This is a genomic window from Streptomyces sp. V4I8, assembly GCF_041261225.1.
GTDB lineage: Bacteria > Actinomycetota > Actinomycetes > Streptomycetales > Streptomycetaceae > Streptomyces.
The window spans coordinates 7413042-7433394 of record NZ_JBGCCN010000001.1; the positions used below are offsets into that span (position 1 = coordinate 7413042).

24 protein-coding genes are annotated in these 20353 nt (G+C 65.8%); 14 read left to right on the plus strand and 10 right to left on the minus strand.

Annotated features, from left to right (window positions below; translation table 11 throughout):
- Positions 1–57 precede the first annotated feature (57 nt).
- The 6 genes from ABIE67_RS33775 to mycP (ABIE67_RS33800) all read left to right on the plus strand — a co-directional run bounded on the left by ABIE67_RS33775 (position 58) and on the right by mycP (ABIE67_RS33800) (position 5766).
- Positions 58–369, plus strand: coding sequence for a WXG100 family type VII secretion target (locus ABIE67_RS33775; RefSeq protein ID WP_048584643.1), 312 nt, complete (start codon positions 58–60; stop codon positions 367–369).
- 96 nt (positions 370–465) lie between these two features.
- Complete coding sequence (locus tag ABIE67_RS33780; RefSeq protein WP_048584644.1) at positions 466–756, plus strand: WXG100 family type VII secretion target; 291 nt, start codon at positions 466–468, stop codon at positions 754–756.
- 233 nt (positions 757–989) lie between these two features.
- Positions 990–2453, plus strand: a complete 1464-nt coding sequence (gene mycP / locus ABIE67_RS33785) for a type VII secretion-associated serine protease mycosin (RefSeq protein ID WP_370265165.1) — start codon at positions 990–992, stop codon at positions 2451–2453.
- A gap of 55 nt (positions 2454–2508) precedes the next feature.
- Entirely contained in the window at positions 2509–2859 is a 351-nt protein-coding gene (locus ABIE67_RS33790; RefSeq protein WP_370265166.1) for a hypothetical protein, read from the plus strand.
- A gap of 38 nt (positions 2860–2897) precedes the next feature.
- Complete coding sequence (locus ABIE67_RS33795; protein WP_370265167.1) at positions 2898–4337, plus strand: WXG100 family type VII secretion target; 1440 nt, start codon at positions 2898–2900, stop codon at positions 4335–4337.
- Between the two features lie 124 nt (positions 4338–4461).
- Positions 4462–5766, plus strand: a complete 1305-nt coding sequence (gene mycP / locus ABIE67_RS33800; protein WP_370265168.1) for a type VII secretion-associated serine protease mycosin — start codon at positions 4462–4464, stop codon at positions 5764–5766.
- Positions 5767–6401: 635 nt separating this feature from the next.
- On the opposite strand, the gene ABIE67_RS33805 is transcribed toward mycP (ABIE67_RS33800), so the two are convergent.
- Entirely contained in the window at positions 6402–6569 is a 168-nt protein-coding gene (locus ABIE67_RS33805; protein ID WP_370265169.1) for a hypothetical protein, read from the minus strand.
- 456 nt (positions 6570–7025) lie between these two features.
- On the opposite strand from ABIE67_RS33805, the gene ABIE67_RS33810 reads away from it, so the two are divergent.
- The 3 genes from ABIE67_RS33810 to ABIE67_RS33820 are packed head-to-tail and all read left to right on the plus strand — an operon-like array spanning position 7026 to position 8961.
- A complete protein-coding gene (locus ABIE67_RS33810; protein WP_370265170.1) occupies positions 7026–7337 on the plus strand; it encodes a WXG100 family type VII secretion target in 312 nt (103 codons plus the stop codon).
- Positions 7337–8305, plus strand: a complete 969-nt coding sequence (locus tag ABIE67_RS33815) for a WXG100 family type VII secretion target (RefSeq protein ID WP_370265171.1) — start codon at positions 7337–7339, stop codon at positions 8303–8305. The genes ABIE67_RS33810 and ABIE67_RS33815 overlap by 1 nt, the downstream gene beginning before the upstream one ends.
- Positions 8306–8319: 14 nt before the next feature.
- Positions 8320–8961: a hypothetical protein gene (locus ABIE67_RS33820; RefSeq protein ID WP_370265172.1), complete on the plus strand. Its 642-nt coding sequence runs from the start codon at positions 8320–8322 to the stop codon at positions 8959–8961.
- A gap of 185 nt (positions 8962–9146) precedes the next feature.
- On the opposite strand, the gene ABIE67_RS33825 is transcribed toward ABIE67_RS33820, so the two are convergent.
- The 7 genes from ABIE67_RS33825 to ABIE67_RS33855 all read right to left on the minus strand — a co-directional run bounded on the left by ABIE67_RS33825 (position 9147) and on the right by ABIE67_RS33855 (position 14316).
- Positions 9147–9461, minus strand: a complete 315-nt coding sequence (locus tag ABIE67_RS33825) for a hypothetical protein (protein ID WP_370265173.1) — start codon at positions 9459–9461, stop codon at positions 9147–9149.
- A 193-nt stretch (positions 9462–9654) separates the two neighbouring features.
- Positions 9655–10323: a hypothetical protein gene (locus ABIE67_RS33830; protein WP_370265175.1), complete on the minus strand. Its 669-nt coding sequence runs from the start codon at positions 10321–10323 to the stop codon at positions 9655–9657.
- Positions 10323–10778 (minus strand): hypothetical protein, encoded by a 456-nt coding sequence (locus ABIE67_RS33835; RefSeq protein WP_370265176.1) that lies wholly within the window; start codon positions 10776–10778, stop codon positions 10323–10325. Before ABIE67_RS33835 ends, ABIE67_RS33830 begins: the two co-directional genes overlap by 1 nt.
- A 71-nt stretch (positions 10779–10849) precedes the next feature.
- Positions 10850–11329, minus strand: a complete 480-nt coding sequence (locus tag ABIE67_RS33840) for a hypothetical protein (protein WP_370265177.1) — start codon at positions 11327–11329, stop codon at positions 10850–10852.
- 191 nt (positions 11330–11520) lie between these two features.
- Entirely contained in the window at positions 11521–12918 is a 1398-nt protein-coding gene (locus tag ABIE67_RS33845) for an IS1380 family transposase (protein ID WP_370251787.1), read from the minus strand.
- The gene (locus tag ABIE67_RS33850; protein WP_370265178.1) at positions 12890–13990 is read right to left on the minus strand and encodes a putative T7SS-secreted protein; all 1101 of its coding nucleotides are present in this window, start codon (positions 13988–13990) and stop codon (positions 12890–12892) included. Before ABIE67_RS33850 ends, ABIE67_RS33845 begins: the two co-directional genes overlap by 29 nt.
- Positions 13987–14316 (minus strand): WXG100 family type VII secretion target, encoded by a 330-nt coding sequence (locus tag ABIE67_RS33855; protein ID WP_370265179.1) that lies wholly within the window; start codon positions 14314–14316, stop codon positions 13987–13989. The genes ABIE67_RS33850 and ABIE67_RS33855 overlap by 4 nt, the downstream gene beginning before the upstream one ends.
- 610 nt (positions 14317–14926) lie before the next feature.
- Here ABIE67_RS33855 and ABIE67_RS33860 point away from each other — a divergent pair.
- From ABIE67_RS33860 to ABIE67_RS33870, 3 genes are all read left to right on the plus strand, one after another.
- A complete protein-coding gene (locus ABIE67_RS33860) occupies positions 14927–15652 on the plus strand; it encodes a hypothetical protein (RefSeq protein ID WP_370265180.1) in 726 nt (241 codons plus the stop codon).
- Positions 15646–16839 carry a S8 family serine peptidase gene (locus ABIE67_RS33865; protein WP_370265181.1) on the plus strand — a complete coding sequence of 398 codons (1194 nt, stop codon included), beginning with the start codon at positions 15646–15648 and terminating at the stop codon, positions 16837–16839. The genes ABIE67_RS33860 and ABIE67_RS33865 overlap by 7 nt, the downstream gene beginning before the upstream one ends.
- Before the next feature lie 365 nt (positions 16840–17204).
- Positions 17205–17297 carry a DUF4333 domain-containing protein gene (locus tag ABIE67_RS33870; RefSeq protein ID WP_370269205.1) on the plus strand — a complete coding sequence of 31 codons (93 nt, stop codon included), beginning with the start codon at positions 17205–17207 and terminating at the stop codon, positions 17295–17297.
- Between the two features lie 151 nt (positions 17298–17448).
- On the opposite strand, the gene ABIE67_RS33875 is transcribed toward ABIE67_RS33870, so the two are convergent.
- Positions 17449–18033, minus strand: a complete 585-nt coding sequence (locus ABIE67_RS33875; protein ID WP_370265182.1) for a hypothetical protein — start codon at positions 18031–18033, stop codon at positions 17449–17451.
- A gap of 33 nt (positions 18034–18066) precedes the next feature.
- The gene (locus ABIE67_RS33880; RefSeq protein WP_370265183.1) at positions 18067–18603 is read right to left on the minus strand and encodes a hypothetical protein; all 537 of its coding nucleotides are present in this window, start codon (positions 18601–18603) and stop codon (positions 18067–18069) included.
- Positions 18604–18777: 174 nt separating this feature from the next.
- Between ABIE67_RS33880 and ABIE67_RS33885 the strand changes: the two genes are divergently transcribed.
- Positions 18778–19104: a hypothetical protein gene (locus ABIE67_RS33885; protein WP_370265184.1), complete on the plus strand. Its 327-nt coding sequence runs from the start codon at positions 18778–18780 to the stop codon at positions 19102–19104.
- Between the two features lie 39 nt (positions 19105–19143).
- The gene (locus ABIE67_RS33890; protein ID WP_370265185.1) at positions 19144–20301 is read left to right on the plus strand and encodes a PE-PGRS family protein; all 1158 of its coding nucleotides are present in this window, start codon (positions 19144–19146) and stop codon (positions 20299–20301) included.
- The last annotated feature ends 52 nt before the right edge of the window (positions 20302–20353 follow it).

The window sequence follows — 20353 nt, forward strand, 5'->3', positions numbered from 1 at the left end:
CCTCCGGGTACCCGTACAGGTTTCCCGGATCAACGACGACATGGGGGAAGGTTCATCATGGCCGGCCAGTTCCGGGTAACAGAGGACGAACTCACTAAGCTCTCCGGTGACATCAACACCGTGAACGGTCAGCTGCAGGGCGAGATCCGCCGTCTCAACGGAGTGATCGACCAGATCGCCGGCGGCTGGAAGGGCCAGGCGGCCCAGTCCTACCGCCAGCTGCAGGACCGTTGGAACCAGGACGCGAAGCGGATGAGCGACATCCTCAACGACATCAAGGAAGCCGTGGACTCCACGCGGAGCAACTACTCCGCGTCGGAAGAGCAGCAGAACGCCGAGATCAGCAAGATCATGTCGGACTTCGGCTGATCGAGCCGTCTCCGGCCTGAAGAGGCTTCGGTCCTTCCGGGCCCCTTCGGATCACCTGATCCCCACCTACTTCCTTCGATTTCACCCTGAAAGGGAATGACGATGTCGATCCTCGTCAATTACGCAACGATCACCAACGCGTCCACGGACGTGAAGTCCACGGCCGGCCGCATCAAGCAGCAGCTCGACGACCTCGAGGCCGCGGTCAAGCGCGTCGCCAGCACCTGGGAAGGTGAGGCGCAGGAGGGTTACCAGCGCAAGCAGCGCGAGTGGGACAAGACCGCCGCTGACCTGCACGCCACCCTGCTGAAGATCTCGACGGCGCTCCAGAGCGCGGCCGAGAACTACCAGGCCACGGAGAAGAGCAACGCCGGCACCTGGAGCTGAGCCCGTCGGCGGCCCAAGGGGCACGAGGTGAAGAGAATCGGCCCAGCCGACGCTACGGCGTTCGCTGGGCCGTCCTCTGCTTCGGGGGCCTGCACAGCTTCTACGGAACCGCAGGTGCCCCCTGCGGAGACACACACAGCAAATTCGGCAAACATTCACACTCGCCGCAACACCCGTGACACACACATGACCCAGCTTCGAAGGAAGCAAGGAAGCCCTGGGGGCCTGAAGAGATGAGGGGCCTGAACGTGGTGGGCCTGAACGTGGTCGGCCGGACAGCCCGTTCGCGCAGCCGCGACAGCCGCGACAGCCGCAGGAGTGGAACCCGCGCACTGCAGCGGGTTTTCGGCGTGCTCGCGGCGACGGGGATCTGCCTCGCGTCGGCGCCGCCGGCGGTGGCGGAACCGACGGTACCGGCGTTCCCCGCTGGCTCGGCTGGCTCGGCGGTTCCCACCCGCCTCGCGGACTCGGCCAACTCCGCCTCCGGCCGTTCCGACTCGGGTGACTCCGACAGTGGCCGCGCCCGCTTCGGCCTGGCCGACAGCTCGGAATGCGTCTTCGGCGGCGACGTCATCAAGTCCACGCCTTGGTCGCTGCAGCGGATCCTCCTGAACCAGCTGTGGGCGCAGGCGACGGGCAAGGACGTCAAGGTCGCGGTGATCGACACGGGCGTTGACAAGTCCAACAAGCAGCTGACCGGTGCGGTGTCCGGCGGAAGGTCCTACGTCCCGGGGGGCTCCGGCACCCAGGACATCGAGGGGCACGGCACCCGGGTGGCGGGCATCATCGCCGCCCGCCCACTCAAGGGCACGGGTTTCGTCGGTATCGCCAAGGACGCGAAGATCCTTTCCTACCGCTACACCGGTGGGGAGGGAGAGAAGGGCCAGGGCGACGCGGGGACGATGGCCGACGCGATCGGGGACGCGGTCGCCGACGGCGCGAAGATCATCAACATCTCGTCGGACACCCAGAACAAGCAGGACGACGACACGCTGCGGGCTGCCGTGGAGAGCGCCGTGGGTAAGGGCGCCCTCATCATCGCCGCCGCCGGCAACGACGGAGCCGACGGCAAGTTCGCGAAGACGTACCCCGCCGCCTACGACGGCGTCCTGGCGGTCGGGGCCTCGGACCGCAACGACGAACGCGCCCCCTTCTCGCAGGCGGGCGACTTCGTGGACGTCGCGGCCCCGGGCGTCAGCATGGTCTCCACGGTCCCCGTCGGCGGCCAGTGCACCGCCGACGGTACGAGCTTCGCGGCGCCGTACGTCGCGGGGGTCGCGGCCCTGCTGAAGCAGAAGTACCCGGAGTGGAACGCCGCCCAGATCGCCACCCGCATCGAGGAAACCGCTCAGCGCCCGGGCCGCAAGGCCAACCCCTTCATCGGTTGGGGCGTCGTCGACCCGGTCGCCGCGCTGTCGGACGAGTCGGAGCCCGGAGAGTCCCCGGAGCCGGATCCGCCGGTCGCGGCCGGCGGGGGCAGCGCGGTCATCCCGATGGCAGTGACCATGGGGGAGAGCGAGGCGGAGCGGGAACGCCGGGTGGCCATTTATGTGTTGGGCACGGGGCTGGCTCTTGCGCTAGTAGTTGCGGGGAGCGGGGTTGCTGTGCGGGACTGGCGTAGCCGGCGGGGTGGATTGGCTGGTCGGTCTGCTCGGTCTGGTCGGTCCGGTCGGTCCGTCGATCGGCTTGGGCGATGATTTCGGCACGAGTGGGTGCTGACAACTTGAGGAACAGGGGAGAGGACAACGGGGTATGAGTAACGGGATGCGGGTTGATCTGAGCGCGCTGGATGAGGTGATCCGGAAGCTCTGGACGTTGCTGGACGATATGGACAAGGCGGGGCAGACGTCGCGGTATAACACCGAGATCCCGATGGATGCGTTCGGGAACACCTGCTTGTTCTTGGAAGCGGGCGACTTGCAGACCGCCCACAAGAGTGCGAAGTCCGACCTTGAGAAAGCGATCGAGGGGCTTCATGGTCTGATCGACAAATTCGGCAAGAGCACATCCAAGGTGAAGGACAAGTACACCGAGCAGGAGTACGCGAACAAGCACCAAATGGGTGGTGACACAGGGGGCTCGAACGGCTCGTACGCAAAGTAGTCCGATCGAGAATCACCTATTAAAGGGAGGAGTTCAAAATGGCCGGGGACAAAGACCTGCCCAAGCCTGTGATTGTGTCTGACACCTGCACTGCGAACCCGGTGCGGCCGCAGACCAAGACTCAATTCATCGACTACTCACTCAAAGAGCTCAAGCAGATGCTTGACGGCACCAATCCCGGTGCGATCGAGGAGGTAGGCCGTCACTGGGGCAAGGTAAATGAAATCCTTGCCGGCGGTCAGGGGGAGGGGATCGCTGGCCTCCTGGACAAGTCGGTCGACAATGTCCTGGAGCATTGGGAGGGGGACGCCGCCCGGGCCTTCGAGAAGGAAGCTCGCAAGATCTCGCAGAGTCTGCGAAATGCAGCATGGCACGCGGACCTCAACAGCTCCCAAATGTCTGACGCGGGCTCACAGTTGCGTAGGTACAAGCAGCAACTGGACGCTATCGAGGAACCCAGCACCCTGGACAAGATCGGTGATGGTCTCACCGACTGGAAATGGGACGATGGTGAAGCAGTAGCCGCGGACCTCAAGGACGGCAAGATGACTGCCGCCCAGATCGCTGAGGCCAATGAGGGCAAGATCGGCGCGAGCCGAGAAGCTCAGCTCAATGGCGTGGCTGTCATGGAGAACCTGGGTGCCCAGTACGCACGAATCTCGGGGAACCTGAACAGGAACCAGGTGATCCAAAACCCCGACGGTTCCGTCAAGGATCCGAACCGTGACGTGGAGTACCCGCCGCCGGTCGTCTCTCCTGGCGTCGGTGCCTCTCGACCGGGCGGCTCGACGGCAGGTAACAAGCCGTGGAGTGCCGGGCCGACGACGAGCGTCAAGCCGGCCCCGAACGTGCCCCGTGACCAAGGCATCACGGGCGGCACGCAACTCCCGTCCGCCAAGACGAAGGTGGACAGCATTTCTCCCGGGTTGACGGGGACAGGGCCCAGCACCAGTGGCCCCGGCATCAGTGGGGGCGGTGTCGGGACCGGCGGGGGTCAAGGCTCGGGCGCCATGGTTCCCGGCGGTGGCGTCGGCCTCGGAGGCGGTGCGGCCGGACGTGGTGGGGCCGGCCTCGCGGGCGGTCGTGGCGGTGTGGCTGGTGCCGGTGCGGGTCGTGGTGCCGGAGGCCGAGCCGGTATGGGCGGCATGGGCGGCGCGGGAGCGGGTGGGGCCGGCCGAGGCGGTGCCGCCGCCGGCGGACGTGGAGCCCTCGCCAGGTCCCGCGGCGGTGTTGTCGGCGCGGCCAAGGGGATCACTGGCAAGGGCGCCGGTGGCGGTTCGGGGCTGCACGGCAGCCGTGGTGGCACCCAGCGCGGTGGCATGGCCGGTGGAATGGCTGGCGGCATGGGTGGTCGCAACGGCCGACGGCCCAACGACGAGAACGGCCAGGGGGACCGTCCCGACTATCTGGTCGAGGACGAAGAGACCTGGATCTCGGAAGAGGACCGCAACCGAAACGTACCGCGGACCATCGAGTAGGCACACGAGCGAGCCGCACGGGGAGAACGTGCGGCTCGCTCGCATGAAGACTGGCGGAACCAGTCGCAGTTGAGTGAGGAGCAAGTAAGTGGGTTTCAAGCGAGTCTGGTCTACGGCGGGAGTCGTGACGCTGACAGGAGCTTTGCTCCTCACTGCAGCCCCAGCGGCCTTTGCTGACTACGTAAGGGATCAGCAGTGGGCGTTGAACGCGTTCGCGGCAGAAGACGTTTGGGCTGAGTCCGAGGGAGCGGGCGTCACCGTCGCTGTTGTCGACTCCGGAGTGGACGGCAGTCATCCTGATCTGACTGGCCAGGTCCTTGAAGGCAAGGACTTCACCGACGGAGGGGACGCCCAAGAGGACGTCCTTGGTCACGGAACAAAGATGGCGAGCATTATCGCAGGCCACGGTCACGGCGCCGGAAATGCCTCCGGTGTGATCGGGCTTGCGCCGAAGGCTAAAATCCTCCCATTGCGTACGCTTCAAACGAATTCCGATAAGAACCTCGATGAGACGTGGGGGGCGGCAGTTCGATATGCGGTAGAGCACGGCGCAAAGGTAATTAATCTGTCCATCGCAAACGATGGCGGTAAAACTCTAAGTGCCGGTCGCGAGGCGATTGCTTATGCCCAATCTCATGACGTTGTGGTCGTGGCAGGATCCGGTAATAACGGGTACTCTGATGTAAGTGAGCCGGGTGCACTGCCTGGCGTCATCTCCGTCGGTGCTGTGGACGAAAAGGCCAACCTGTGGGCGGACTCGAATACGGGTAAGGGGCTAACGCTCACGGCTCCTGGTGCGGAAATCGTTGGCGCAAATCCGACGAAGTCCAACGGGTACGGTGTTGGAAGTGGTACTTCCGATGCCACGGCCTACGTATCCGCCGCCGTCGCTCTCGTCCGCTCCAAGTACCCCGATCTCAGCGCAGGCCAGGTCATCAACCGCCTGATCAAGACGGCCACCTTCGCGCACCACAAGGGACTCAAAGCGCCCGACGAGGAGTACGGCTACGGGATCGTCCGGCCCTACTCGGCGCTCACGATGGACATCCCGGCCGGTCCCAAGAAGAACCCCCTCGGCCAGGTCTCTTCGTCCAGCTCGACTTCCAGCCAGTCGTCGAAGGACACGGGCTCTTCGACCCAGGCCAAAAAGAAGAAGTCTTCCTCCAGTAACTCCCTCATCCTCATCGGCGGCATCGCAGCCGTCGTCGTAATTGGCGCGATCGCCTTCGTAGTGCTCCGCAGCCGCCGGAACGGCGGCAAGGGAGGGAACGGCGGCCCCGGCGCCGGCGGCTCGCAATACCCGGCGTACCCGCCCGCCCAGCAGCCTTACCCCAACTCCGGTCCCAACCAGGGGTACCCCACTCCTCCGGGACAGGCCCCGCAGCATCCCAACCCCTATTCCCAGCAGCCCCCGCACCAGGGGCAGTAGGGGCGTCCCCATCCGCGGGCGGAGGGCGCATCGTGCTCGCTCTTCGCCCGTGGAGGCTCGGGTATGCGGTCGTGGCCGACTGCCTGAGGGTGCATCCGAGGACTAGCCCAACGCTGCGAATCAGCCCGAGAATGAGAAGGGACCTTCTTCAATGGGCGCCATCGTCCTTATCCTTGGCGTGATCGGCGTCGGGGCCGTGATTGCCGCCAGCGTCGTCTTCGCCGTGATGCGGGGCCGCCGCAACTCTGGGCGGGGCCCGGCCGGTCCCGGAACCTACCCCCAGAACATGGGGTATCCGCCCCAGCAGCCGTTCCCCCAGCCCGCTCAGCGGCCCTACCCGCCAACTCCGTATCAGGGCTACCCCAATCCCCCCGGCCAGCCGCCCCAGCAACCTCCGTATCAGGGTCAGTAGGTAGCCGGTCAGTGAGGTAACCCTGCTCGGGCACTCCGATTGTCGGCTGCCCGGCAGGCGTTATCCGCCCCCCGTCTGTGCCCCGCACGAACCCTCGGCGTCTTCGGCGCAGCGCGGCGGCCCTTGAAATCCCCGGGCCAGTTCCGGGCCTTTCGATGCGTCGCCAGGTGATGCGGCCTCGAGAGAGTTGGACGAAGGTGTCGTGCAGATCGACGCGCCTTTCTCAGCGGATGGCCGGGCATTTGAAGTGGTGCAGGAGCGAGAATGTCTGCTCGACGGCGTAGCGGGGCTTGCCCAGGTCTTCGATGTTCAGGGAACAGGTGCCCTTGCGGGAGATATGTGGCGCGGGAGGGCCTGATTTACCGGCCATGGGCGGGATACCGTCGGCCAAGGTCGGCAAGTGCGTGACGTCGTTGACGTGGCCGCAGTGGTGATTGCCTTGAACGGGTTGGCCCCCGATATTCGGCGGCGGAACTCCCTCACGGCACGGGCCACCACCCCGCCCAGCCGCCGACGGGCTGCCGGAAGTGCTACGTCCAACAGCCCTCGTGCCAGGGCAGTGGGAGACGCCCACCTTGCAGTGGTGGTAGACGGCACTTGATCTCGCGTTCATCCCACGCCCTCGTGTCACTTGGCGTTGCGTCCAGGTGAGCCAGAACCGCCGCAGTGTAGGCGGCGGCCGTTGAGGCGACGGTGCTGGGAAGCGGGCTTCGCAACAGTCTTGTTCGAACGTTGCCGGGGCCAGTGCTATCTGCGCCACCGTGGGCAGTGCACGTGATGAAATGGATCTCGTCGTGGCCGGCGGAACGGCCGCATCCATCCAAAAACCGTACTGATGAGGGGAACTATGAGCGGGGGATTCGATGTCGAGGGCGACGCCTTGCGCAAGTACGCCAGGGCTGTGGAAGCCGCAGCCGGCCGGCTCGACACCATCCGGAGCCGTACCCAGCAACTGGAGCTCACCCAGGAGACGTTCGGCAGGCTGCCGCAGTCGGACGATCTGAAAGCCGACTACGACACTCAGCACAAGGAGTCCGGCAACGACCTCACCGACGCCGTCGAGACTCTCCACTCCATAGCCGACGCGCTCAAGGATTCTGCTGCCGCCTACGACGGCACAGAGATGGACAACAGGGGCATGATGGGTGGGGGCAACTGATGGGCGCGGGACAGGCGGCGGGCGATGCGCTGAGCCGGATCAACTTCACCCTGGACTGGAGCAACCCGCTCGCCGGTGTTCTCGACGAGATCATCCGGGGCATCATGAAGCAGTTCAACCTGGATGAACTGCTCGAGCAGGTCAGTGGCGACAACGAACTCCTCACCGAAACCGCGATTCAGTGGCGCAAGAGTGCCAATGATGTGCGCGGAGTGATCGAGGACCTGGTCGTCGAACGCCGTACGCTCGCCACCCAGTGGCAGGGCGAGGCGTTCACCAATTTCGACAAGATGATGACCGAGTACGAGGAAGCCCTCAGGGGCGAAGCCACGGACATGGACACCATGGCCGAACTCCTCGAAATGGCGGCCCAGGAGTGCGCGGCTGCCGAGCAGTTGATGCTCGACCTCATCGTCGAGATCGTGGAGACCGCGCTCGCGGCCGCCGCGACCACCGCGATCCTCTCGCTCCTGACGGCGGGCGCCGCGGCTGCCATCGGCCCGCTCATCGCGGCCGCGGGCATTGCCCACAAGGCAGCGAAAGCCGTGAAGATCACGGCGAAACTGGCGGACGCTCTGGCAGACCTCGCCAAGCGCATGCAACTGCTCCGCAAGATGATGAAACTTCGGAATGCACTGCGTAAGGGGCCCAAGCATTTCAAGGGCGGCCTCATGCGCTACATAAAGAAGGTCGATGAGCGCGGCAACCCAATCCCTGAACGCAATCTCAACGATCTGGCCATGTATGCGGGCTATAGGGTCGTCAAGAAGGGCGTGAAGGGCGTCGTCAAGGACGTCATCGGTGCGGACCCGGCAGGGGCGGTCCAGGGCAGTCTGCTGGAGGACGGGCCGGGAGTGGCGGAGGAGCGTTACGAGTACCACCAGCGTCCTGACCCGAAGAGTTTCGACGAGCGTACGGACGTGACTCCTTCGAGTGCGGCAAGGACAGTGAGGGACGATTTCGGGTGAGCATAACGAGCAGGGTGGACTTCGTCCGCGAGAAGGTCGAGCGCGCGAGGTCGTTGGTGCCAGCAGGTGAGGTGCTGCGAGCTGAGCACGGGGTCGATCTGGCCGAACGGGCGCCGTCGCCCGGCCGGTTTCGCCGCCCGCGGGTTCTACGATCCGAACGCATTGCGCTCGGTGGCTGGTTGCTGCTGCCGGTGACCGGGCTCCTGAGAGTCGTCACGGCCACCTTGAACCCGTTCGAACGGCTGGTCGAAGCGTTCACGGAGCGAGAGAAGAGGAAGCCGGGCAAGCCTTTTCACGGCGGCTGGAACAGCATGGCCGGCCAGCTGGCCCTCGGCCTGGCGCCTCGGACGAAGAACCCGGCGAACCCGCCGTCCGTGGTGATGCAGGTGACCGACCACCGCCTGCACATCGTGTACGTGTCCCGCGTGCGTTCCTTGACCGGCGAACCCGGTCCGGTTGAGGCGGGGTGGGCCACGGACATTCGTAATGTGGCCTGGATCCGGGACCGCAGCGACGTGATGGGTGGCGACCACGAGATCGGCTTCGTCGATGGTTCATGGTGCACGGTCAGGTTCTGGGGCGACGGGTGGAGCCGTATGTCGGACGCGTTCCCGCTCCGGTTGAGCCACCTCGACCCGATTCCGAACCTGAGGTAAGCAGCCAGTTGTGAACTGGCGTCAGGCAATCCGCCTGGGACCGGCGGGCCCGATCCCAGGCGGCGCGCCGTCGCAGCATCCAGACCTGAGTTGGACAGTGGGCCGCCCTGGTCCCTTGATGCAGGCGCAAAAAGGGCGTCGTCAAGGACGACCGCGGTCGACTCCCCCTGACCTGATCGCCCTATCTACGCGGCAACGAGCACACACCATACGCTGGGCACCCGGGTGCGGTACTGCAGGGGGTAGGTGCGCGGCACCTTCTCGCACGCCTTGAGCCGTGACCCGTGGCGGAGCCGGAGCGTCAGGAAGATCAGCACGAACAGGGCGGCCGGGATAGCGAATGCGGGTAGGGCGGCGTCGTAGCCGAGCAGGTGTGCCACGTAGGGGACGGAGAGGTGGAGCACGGCGAGCGCGAGGCGCCTGACGATGTGCCGGTACAGCAAGGTGCGGTTGTGTTTGAGCACCTGCGCAACGTCGTGTGCCGCAGGCGGATTGCCCATGAGGTGGTTCTGTCCCTATTCGAAATCGTGCATAGCCGCCTGTGTCGAACCCGCTCGCGGCTTACGTGGCAGCACCGGGTCCGGCGGTCCAGCGAGCCGCGAGATACGGCTTGTCGTTCCCCTCATGGCCGTCAGCAGACGACCCGAGGCTGTCCCTGTCGGCAACGTGTTGCTTGGCCGTCCGGTCCGGACGTTATCCGAAGTCGGCCCTGACATGATCGGTGACCGTACTCCTTCGCTCGTCTCCGCTGTCTGAGTCTGGGTTGGCCCCGTTGGAGACCGTCAGGTCGTGAGCGGTCTTCGACAACAGCGAGACGTAGAAAGGGAGGTCTGGTAGCGAGGGTGTGGTGAGGCTCAGGACGAGTAGCCGTTGCATACGGGGGAGCGGGAGGTACACGTCCGCCCTGGCCAATTGCAGAGAGGGACCTGTGGCAACTGTCGGATCGGCCTGCCACTCGATGCCGCACAGTACAAGGACACCTGGCCCTGCTGGGACGCGAATCTCCTCGACGGTGTTGTTGTCGTTCGCGGAGAGTGCCTCGAGGAGACCACGCGCCGAGAGTTCAGCGTCAGGCTCATCCGGGGGGTCGAGGCGGGCCAGCAGTGAGGCTGTGGTGAGGCGGCCGTCGGGAGCCTCATCGCGGCAGAAGCCGGCGTAGAAGGAGTTCTCGGCGCGGGCGTGGTCGGCCATTTCGCGATAGGAGTGGAAGGCGACCTCGCGCTGGAAGTCGGTTCCGGTAGGCCAGATCTCCTCCGCGATGGCCCAGAGCTGCTCCAGGCGGTCCTCGCCGTCCAGGTCGAGGCCCAGGGAATAGAACCCTCCGGGTATGTCCAGGTGAAGCTCAGGTGTGGCGGACTGCATTACTGGACCTTCCCGTGCTTGGGGAGTAGAGCCACGCGCCAGAGACCCTTTGATGCATCCAGGTCCATGCCGTGATTGTGCGCGAGGCGTGTGAGTGTGCTCAGCGGGGTCCCTCGGAACTCTCGCGGGGACAGCCAGACCCCTTTGAGGAACCCGCCATCGGGCATCAGCGCGGGTAGTCCGAGATGGTGGAAGTTGGTACGCCGACTGAACTCCTGCTGCGCGATCTCGTGTGACAGGCGGGCGAACTCCCGGTCCAAGTAGGCCTCGTGCTTGGACGAATCGTGGGACAGCCGGAGCAGAAGCCTGTGTGGTGACAGAAACGAATGAAACGCGAAGCGCTCCGGCATCAACGAACCGACGTCGCCGTCTCCGATTACGAGCAGGATCCGACAGACGGTTCGGATGGGAATGTCCACCGGGATGACGATCCACTGCACGGTGAACCACAACACGAGCCCAAGCCTTGAAGGATGGGGAAGAACGGGATCGACGGACGGCTGCGAGCGTGGTGCGGATGTCATACCTATTCCCCCGTCACGGTGTTCCAGATGTCGCTGACGGTGCCCGGAACAGAAGAAGCGAGCAGAGGACCCTTGGACCACCACGACGTCGGGTCGAGACTTCCATCGGCTCGTATGGCTGACTTCAGGGAGTCGAGGTCCCTGAGGACGGGGGTGTTGGTCACGAACTGGCTGAGTCTCGCCTCACCGAACCCGGATCCGAGGTTCTTGGCAACCGAATTCTCCCAAGCGAGCCCCAATCGATTCCCTATGCCGTCCGTGGCCTTGAAGACGCGGCCCTCGGCTGCGCCGAGGACTCGGCCAGCCTCTCTGGTGAAGTTGCTCGCTTGGGCGGCCCCCTCGTCAGCGAGGCGGTTCAGCCGGAGGACCCGTTGTACGTCGTCGACATTGGCGACGACTCTTTCCACACCCTCCTCCACGATCTTCGTATTACGTACCACGACCTTCACGGACCCGGTGACTGCCGTCTTCGCGAAACCCATCCCCGGCCTCGATCATTCACGTGCGCGCGCCGGCTTGAGGTGATCGGTCGAGGTTGAGGTTTCGTCCTGGTTCGTCCTTCGGGTGGTGGTGACGTTCCGGCCCGTGTGTCGTCACGGGTGGTCGTCGGTTTCCACGGGCCGAGGACGGGGCGGGTCTCCTCCTTCCGGAATCGGGGTCGGTGGGGTGGCAGTCAGCCGGGGGCGGGCAGGGCCTGGACGGCGCCCCAGGCGTCGACGATGTCGGTGGATGCGGGCCAGGCGGGGTCGAATTTCAGCTCGCGTCTTCGGGCGTGGTCGGCGAGTTTCGCGGGGACGTCCAGGAGTCGGGTGCGCAGAGTGGCGGGCTCGGCCCGGGCGAGTTTGCCTTCGGTGGCCAGGAGTTGGAACCAGCGGGCGAGGTCGGTGGCCAGGGCGAGGAGGGTGCACCAGGCTTGGTTGACCTTGAAGTAGCGGGAGGGCATCAGGTTGAGGGAGAGGGCCTTGCCGCGTCGGATGCCGGCCTCGACGTGGGTGTGGGAGCGGGCTCGGGCGTCGAGGAACTGCAGTTGCCCGCCGGTGGTGTTGGTGGCGATGGCCTGGTAGCGGTAGTCGGTCTTCTTCTCGTACGGCTTGAGCTCGCGCTCGTACTTGGGGTGGATGGGTTCGCGGCGAACGATCACCCGCATCCCTTCCGGCCAGCCGGTCAGGTCGAGCATGTCGGTGATCTCGACGAGGTCGGCGTCCTTGCGCGGCTGGCCCTTGTGGTCCAGGGCCGGCGTCCACGCGGTGGCCGGGACCTTGGCCAGGGCCTTCCAGAAGTCGTCGTCGCGGGTGTGGCCGACGGAGTACTCCCAGCGGTTGGCCGCGTTGCCGCCGCCGGAGGTGATCCAGGTGAGGAACTCCATCGTGGCTCCGGCGCCGTCGGTGCGGAACAGGACCCGGCGCCGACGGCGGGTGGGCAGCTGACGCAGGCCCTCGATACTCACCGAGATGTGGTCATCGGCGGTGTTGGATCCCGCCGATCCCGGCCGCAGCCGGTTGACCAGGAGTTCTTCGGTGTTGTCGCAGAACATCAACAGCGGGTGGTGGCCATATCCCTTGAAGTTGGGCTCGGCTCCCTCCTTGCCGGAATGCGCCGGGACGACTGAGGCGTCCAGGTCCAGCACCGTGACACCGGTCAGCTCCCGCCCGTTGACCTTGATCCAGGGAAAGCCGCCCGGGCGCAGGTCGAGCTGCTGGTGGACGTGGATACGGGTCCGGGCCCGTGCGGAGGCGATCTTCGTCAGCTGGACCGGTCCGATCGCCTCCAGGGTCCGCCACAGCGTGGACGCCGAGGCCGGGCTGCCCAGGACCAGCGAGGTCTGGCGCATCACATCGATCCCGGCCATCGACCGCGCGCCCAGCAGGACCGCGCAGGCCGCCGAGACCAGGACCGTTCCCCGATCATGGACGGGACGGAAGCCCCGCCGCACCAGGGCAGCCCCGAGCGCGTCGGTCAGCCCGACCTTGTCCGCCAGACGCCGCACCGGCACGATGCCCGCCTTGCCCACCAGCTTCTTCCCGCTTGCGGACAGCGACAGATCATCGGCCCACTCTGTACGCTTCGACACCGGAAGGGTGCCTCCCCTGCACGTGATCCAGTCCTAGAGAAGCTGAATCATCGCAGGTCGGAAGCACCCTTCCTTCATGATGTGACCGACTGTCACTGCGACACCGGGCGCCATGAATTCGTGAGGCCGGGGCGATACCGATCGCGTCGCCCACGAGGTCCATCACTCCGACGTCGGCCCCACCGATCTTCGCCCCACCATGCGCAGCCAGTGCCCCGAGCGAAAACGCGGCGCTGGCCAGGGCAAGGCCGGCGGAAAGCGGCGGACACCACAGGGTCAGCAGCGCCAGGATGCCGAGGACGGAGGAGATGTTGCTCAGCCAGTCGCCGATCGTCTTCAGCAGGTCCTTGTGCCGGGCGCACCACTCCTGGATCGAGTTCCCGAGCTTCTGGAACGTATCGCCCAGGCTCTCCCAGAACCCCGGATCGGGCGCCTTCTCGGTCGCCTTGCGCAGGTGACTCGCAACCCCGCGGGCCTGGGCCTGGTGTTCTTCCAGTAGCCGTTCGGCCCGCTTGATGATCTCCTCGAGTTCACGCTCAGCCTGGTCGAGCCGTGCTGAGGCTGCCGACAGGTCGACGTCGGCCTGCTGTAGCCGGGTGCTCGCCGCGTCGATCTTTGCTTGGGCGTCCTGCAGAGCGGGGCCGGTGAAGTACTGGCCGCTGAGCCGGAATGCGGGGTCGGACGCCGCCTGGTTGTAGCGGCTCGTTGAGGTGTCCTTTGCCTTCTCTGCGGAAGCAACCTGGCCCTTGGCTTCCTTGGCCTGAACCTCGTACGTACGGGCTGTGTTCTGGTAGTCGGCCAGTGCGGCACGCCACTTCGTCAGCTCCGACGACGCTGTGCTCATCGCCTCCTGGCTGTCCTTCAGATAGCGGGGCAGTTCCCCGACCTTCTTCGAGAACGCGGAGGCGGCGTCTCCAGCCCAAGTGACGTTCCCCGTAAGGCGCTTGATGCTGTTCTGGGCGTTGTCGAGTGCGGCTGCCGCTCTCTTGGTGCGGGCGGCGAGTGAGTCCACGTTGCCCGGGTTGCCCGGTGCCGGGTCGAAGCCGAGCGCGGGGTACGAGTCGCTGCTCACTGGCCGCCGCCCTTCCCGGCGAAGCCGTCACGCAGCGCCGTCTCGACGTCCCGGTAGGTGTCGCGGGTCTTCTTTAGTCCGTCCTCGATGGCCTGCGTGCCTTCGGCGATTTTCGTGATCGCCTCGTCCCAGCTGTCGTGGAACTCATCGCAGGCGTTGTCGAGCTCCTTGCTCCCCGTGGTCTTCGGACCGGTGTCGCGGAGTGCGTTCAACGCAGCACGCATCTCGTCCTGACTCCGGTGAAGTTCCCTAACCAAGGTGTCCAGTTCGGATATGTCTACCTTGAAGCCCGCTCCCATGGCGCCGGCGTCCCCCTGTTTGCCCATAGCGTGGTCATTGCCTGCTGCAACAAGATATCCAGCAGGCACCGCAGGTTCGGATTCGCGGAAATTTCCTGGTCCCTTCCGCGCCCGCCCGCCTGCCGCAGCCATCCCAAACACCGGAGCGCCGCCCCTTACTGTCCTGATCGCTGTCCGGTCCGCACGCCGCGCCTGCGTTGGGGCGCTGAGAGGTTTACATATTGACCACAGATCGCCCATAGAAGTCCCACGAGGGGTGCGTTTCTGCGTCAGTGAACGCCATAAGGTGTCGTGTGACTCAATGGGGAAGATGCGCTTTCGGGGGCGGGAGTTGCTCCTGATGGTGAGCTCAGAGACCTAACCCGGTTGCAGGGCAGCCGAGGCGATGGACCTATGTGGCACGTGAATCGAGCCGCGCATCATGCCCCTCACCAGCAGACGTGTGAGGAAACCAATGTCCTATCCGACGCCGCCTGGAGGCCCGGGCAGCGCCAACCCGTATGGGCAGCCGCCCCAGCAAGCGGGCTGGCAGCAACAGCAGTGGCAGGGGCCGGTTCAAATGCCGCCCGCGCCTCCAGGTATGCAGCCGGTGGCTCCTCCCGGTGCTCCAGGCGGGGGTGGGCGCACTGCTCGTATCGTGACCGGTTCGATCCTTGGCCTCTTCGGCGTCCTCGCGCTCCTGGGAGGCGGGGCGCTCGCTGCGCACGCTTACAGCAATAGCCAGCAGACGATCGCCAATCCCGAGTACGGAGAGGCGATCTGGTCCGACGAGCCCGCGGACAGCATCTTTCCGGACACCATCGGCGGCCGCGACGGTCGGCTCGGGGATCTCACCAATCCCAAGTACGCGTACTGGCGTCGGCTCGGTATCTCTCCTGAGACCTCCTGCGACAAGGGGCTGACGGCGAAGACGCTGGCGCAAGCGAAGCAGGTGGGGTGCAAGGCCGTGCTGCGCGCCACCTACGTAGACCCCACCGGGGACATGGTGGCTACGGTCGCGCTCATTGTGCTGCCCGGAGGCGTATCGAAGAAGCAGGAGCTTGCTGAGGCCTACGAGGGCATGGAGAACGAGGGAGCGGTGGCCCCCTTGGCGGTGCCGGGCACTCTGGCCGCCGGGTGGAAGAAGATCGACCGTAACGGGTCAGCGCTGGCTTCAACGAGCGGCGAACACCTCCCCTATGCCGTCGCTGCCACCACGGGTGCGGTCGACGGGCGGATTGCGGGCCCTCTGCCGGGCGATTGGGCGGAAGACTACGTTGAAGGCATGGCCGACAAGGAGTCCTGGTTCGCCGAGGCGGAAATTCTGGTCAGCATGTTCGAAGCGCACATAGACGACCTTCAGCTCCAGGGGTCGACGTGGTGACCAACCGACGTACCCGGACGGCCGTCGTCGGCGCCGCGCTGACCGGTCTCATCGCTGTACTGCCGATGGCCCCCGCCCACGCCGCCACCTCAACGCCCGTAGAGTGGGAAGGCAATGCCCTTGGCCTTTCGTCAGCGCAACAGCTGAGCCAGGGCGAAGGCGTCACCGTGGCTGTTCTGGACAGTGGAGTGGTCCCGGACCACCCCGCGGTCAAGGGGCGAGTGACCACCGGTCCTGACTATTTCAAGGACGGACTTGACTCGCAGAGCCCCGAGTGGGGCGGGCACGGCACCGCCATGGCATCGGACGTACTCAAGGTCGCGCCCAAGGCCAAGATCCTTTCGGTGAGGGTCATCTCCGACGAGAAGGAGTCCGACGACGGAAGCGTCGAACGGCGGCGCGGCGCGAGTCCGATCGTGGAGGGTATCTACTACGCGGTGGATCATGGCGCCGATGTGATCTCGATGTCGCTCGGGACCGGTGAGGTCGCCAACTTCGCGGATAGGGACGAGGTCGCAGCCATCGGCTATGCCCTGAGCCATGGGGTGGCGGTGCTCGCGGCGGCCGGCAACAGTGGGGGCAAGCTCAACGAGATCGCTTTCCCACCTGGTTACGCCGGCGCCATAGCCGTGGCCGCTACGAATCAGAGTGGGGGGCGCGCCGAGTTCTCGACCGTACACACGTACAACGAATTGGCCGCCCCAGGCGTGGACATCACCAGTGCGAAGAACACGGGTGGCTTCGAGGCGGTTCAGGGCACGTCCCCAGCGACCGCGCTCGCGTCGGGCGTCGTGGCGCTGATGCTCTCCCACAACCCCAAGCTCACCCCCGCCCAGACGCGCGCGATCCTCACCAGCACGGCCCGCCACCCGCAGGGAGGGTGGAACGCCTTCGTCGGCTACGGGCAGATCAATGCAGCCGCGGCTGTGAACGCTGCGGCCTCGCCGCCTGACGACAAGACAGTGCCGGTGAAATACGAGGGCAAGGAGCACTTCGCTTCCCCCGTGGGTACGTCGAAGACCGCGCATCCTGCCATGGAGCAGGAGGTGTGGCTGACCGGACTGGGCGCCGCTGGCGTGGGGTTGCTGATGGTGATCGGCGGGCTGCTCTTGGCGCTGCGGGGCCGTCGAAGGGCCGGTGCTGGCACGACGGGCATGGCGCCACCGCCAGGACCTTTCCGAACCTGATCCCAGTGGTGGGCTGCGGAGTTCCCGTGGACAGTGGTTGATTCAGACCCTGCAGCAGCCATGGGGAGCTTCGGCAGTCGAGTCGGCCCCCGGGCCTCCCACCGCGCTGGTCAGCCCGGTGACGGTGCGAGGTGGCCGCACCTGGGATCCGCGACGTACGCCATGTTCTGGGCGTCGCTCGCGCTGACCGCGTGTGCGACGCCGGATCCAGAATCCAGTTCAGCACTCTGAACAGTGATGTGCAGGCGATCAAGCACGCCATCGAGCTCGCAAGCACCAATTGCATGCGACGAGTCTCGTCATGGTCGAAGTTCGCTTGTCCAAAGGTCGCCGAAGAGCTGGCCGCCACGAGGGGGTAGCCGAAGCTGCACGTCACCTGTCCAGAGGAACTCACCGGGAAGGTCGGTACCACCACTCGCTGCACGCTCACTGCGAGCGATGGCACACCTTGGGCGTGACAGCCAGGGCTTCCTCTGTCGACGGTGACCAGATCAACTTCGACACCAAGGCCGACGAATACGGATTCACCGGCTGTGAACTGACAGCTGTCGGCAGGGACGTAGGCCCCCGGCGCGCACCCGTCTCCCTGGGGACGCGCCGGGGTCCACGTCACGCGAAGAGCCCCACCAGCAGGCTGATGATGAGCCCGACCACGGCAACCAAGGTCGTGATGAGGTAGGGACGGAACCGGCGTCGGCTCCACGGAGCCGTGGAGGAGAAGCCGGTCGTGGCGCCCAGTACCCCGATCGCCAGGGGCATCAGGCCGCCGAAGAACCACGCGCAGCCGGTGGCGATGGCTCCGACCCAGCCGTGATCCGGTTTGTAGGAGGTGTCGCCGGTCTTGAGGGCCTCGATGACGTAGCCGCGTTCGTGCAGGGCGTCGCTCTTGAGCTCGGCGTTGAGGTCCTTGACGGAGCCGTCGGTGGCGGTGAAAGTGCCGTAGCACCAACGGGTCTTCGTCTTCTTCCGCGAGCTGCTCGATGTGCTGGAGCGGTACTTGTAGTCGACGGTGCAGGTGTCGACGGTGAGCTTGCCCGGGGTGGCCGTGACGTAGGTGTAGGGGCCGAGGTAGGCGCCGAGGGCCAGGAGGACGAGGCCTACGAGGATCAGGCCCGCGCCGATGAGGCGGCCGAGGCCGGTCCGGTCGCCCGGGCCTGCGGTGTTGGGCGCGGCGTTCCCATGTACTTGTGTCATTGAGGGTTCCTCAGGAAAAGGGGGACGGAGCGGTCAGAGGACGAGGGCGCAGACGAGCGCTGCCAGGGCGCCCAGGGCGAAGAGGCCGCCCAGGACGGGGCCGGTGACGGATCGGGCCGGCAGGCTCTGCCAGGAGGCGTTGAGGCCGGGGCCGCCACGGCCGCCGAAGCCGGTCAGGAGGCAGAAGATGCCGACGGCCAGCACGGAGAGGCAGAACGCGAGAATCGCGGCGTCGTCGCCGGGGTCGCGGTCCTGCGGCTGCTCGAAGGTGTCGTCCACTTGCACCACGGGGATTTTCGCCCCGGCCTCGAAACGCGATGACGTTTCCACCACCACGTCTTCGTAGGTGCCGTTACCGTCTTGCGCGCTCCAGTTTCCGGTGCAGCTGAACTTGAGTTCCGTAGAACGCCTGTGCGTGCCGTAGTGGGTCTTCGTGTGCGTTTCGCATGAAGAAATCGTGAGGGTTCCTTCGGTGCCGTCACCCGCGAGTTCACTGCGCAGTTCCGGAATGGTCACCGCGGCGACGACCGCGGCCACGAGGAGCAGTCCCAAACCGAGGAGTCGCCCCATCCACAGAGTCCCCGTGCTGCCGTAACGCGGCTGTGTAGTCACCACTTTTGGTGTCCCCTTGAATAACTTGGCGATCTCTTGACTGACGGGTTTGGCAGGGCTGTGCGCGAGGAGTCTAGGGTATCGGTCTGTCGGTCAATATGAACTATGGCAAGGGGAGTTCGGGGGAGAGTCATGGAGTTCGACACCTTTAGCGTGGACACCGATGTGCTGCGCAGGCAGGGCGGGAAGTTCACCGACCTCGGCGGTGATTTCACGACCGCGTCCAAGCGCCTCAAGGACGCCCTCGAAGGGCTTGGAGAGCCCTGGGCCGAGGCGGACTTCGGGGAGATCTTCGGGCAGGTCTACACCCCGATTCGCGACGGGATCTTCACATCGATGGACAGCCTCGCGGAACGGCTTCAGAAGATCGGGGACAACCTCGAGGGCATGGCGCGCAATTACGACGCATCGGATACGTCGAACAGCGGGCTGATGGACAAGATCTCCGGTCAATTCTGATCGACCCGCCAACTCCAATTAAATTCGGGGGCTATTCGCATGTCGCTCACACTTCCCGGTGAGCTTGTCTGGGTACTGGACCTCCTCGGCTATACCTGGCCGGAGGTCGATGAGGAAGCGCTGCACAAGGTTGCCGAGACCTGGCGGGCTTTCGGTGGCGAACTCGAAGAGATCCAGCGGGAGGGCGAGGGTCTCGCCCGCACCGTCGTCGCCCACAACTTCGGCACGGCGATCGACGGATTCAGCAAGGACTGGGGTGCCTATACCGGCGCGAACGGCGAGGACCGTTATCTGCCGGACGCGAAAACCGCCTGTGAAGTGATCGCCTTCGCTTTCGACGCGGCCGCGGTGGCGGTTCTCACGGCGAAACTGGCCGTGATCGCCCAACTCGTGGCCCTGGCCATCGAGATCATCGCCGCCCAGGCGGCGGCTCCCTTCACCTTCGGACTGTCCGAGGTCGGCGCGCTCGGCGCGACACAGGCCACCCGGCTGATCGTCCGGGAACTGCTGGACCGGCTCAAGCGGGAGGTCATGGAGGCGGTCACCAAGACCATGGAGCACGCCACCATGGACGCCGTCAAGAAGATGGCCAAGGAGCAGCTCGAGAAGATCACCAAGGAGAAGGTCAAGCAGTTCGCCAAGGACCAACTCAAGGAGCAGGGCAAGCAGTTCGTCCAGGAGAAGGTGGTCGACGCGGCCAAGGAGAAGGCCACGGAAGCCGCCGTCGGAATGGCGCAGAACATCGGCCAGCAGAGCATCGAGACCTACTTCGACGCGCGGTCCGGCATCGACCTGGGCGAGACGGCGGACGTGGCCAAGACGGCGGCCGGCGAATACGTGGACGGCCTCAACAACGAGGTCACCGGCGGCGAGGGATCGACCCTCGCCGACTACGTGGATCCGGCGACGCACGTGAACAACGCCGTGGACGCCGCGACGGAGCGTGTCACCACGGCGGCCGGGGACCGCGTACAGCACGGCGTCGACGCGCTGTCCGGACAGGGCGCCCAGAGCACGCCTGCGTCCGACGCGGCCGCGGCCACCGCCTCCGGGGCGGGTTCCGGCTCCTCGGGCACCGCCCAGTCGCCCAGCAGGCCGACGGCTGCCGCCTCCGCGGCGAGCTCGGGTTCCTCCGGTTCCCGTTCCTCGGGTCCCTCCGGGGGCGCGGACGACTGGGCCCGAAACGAGTTCGGATGACCCCGACGGTGCTTCAGCCTTCACCGACCCCCAGCAGGAAGGACGTCCCGCG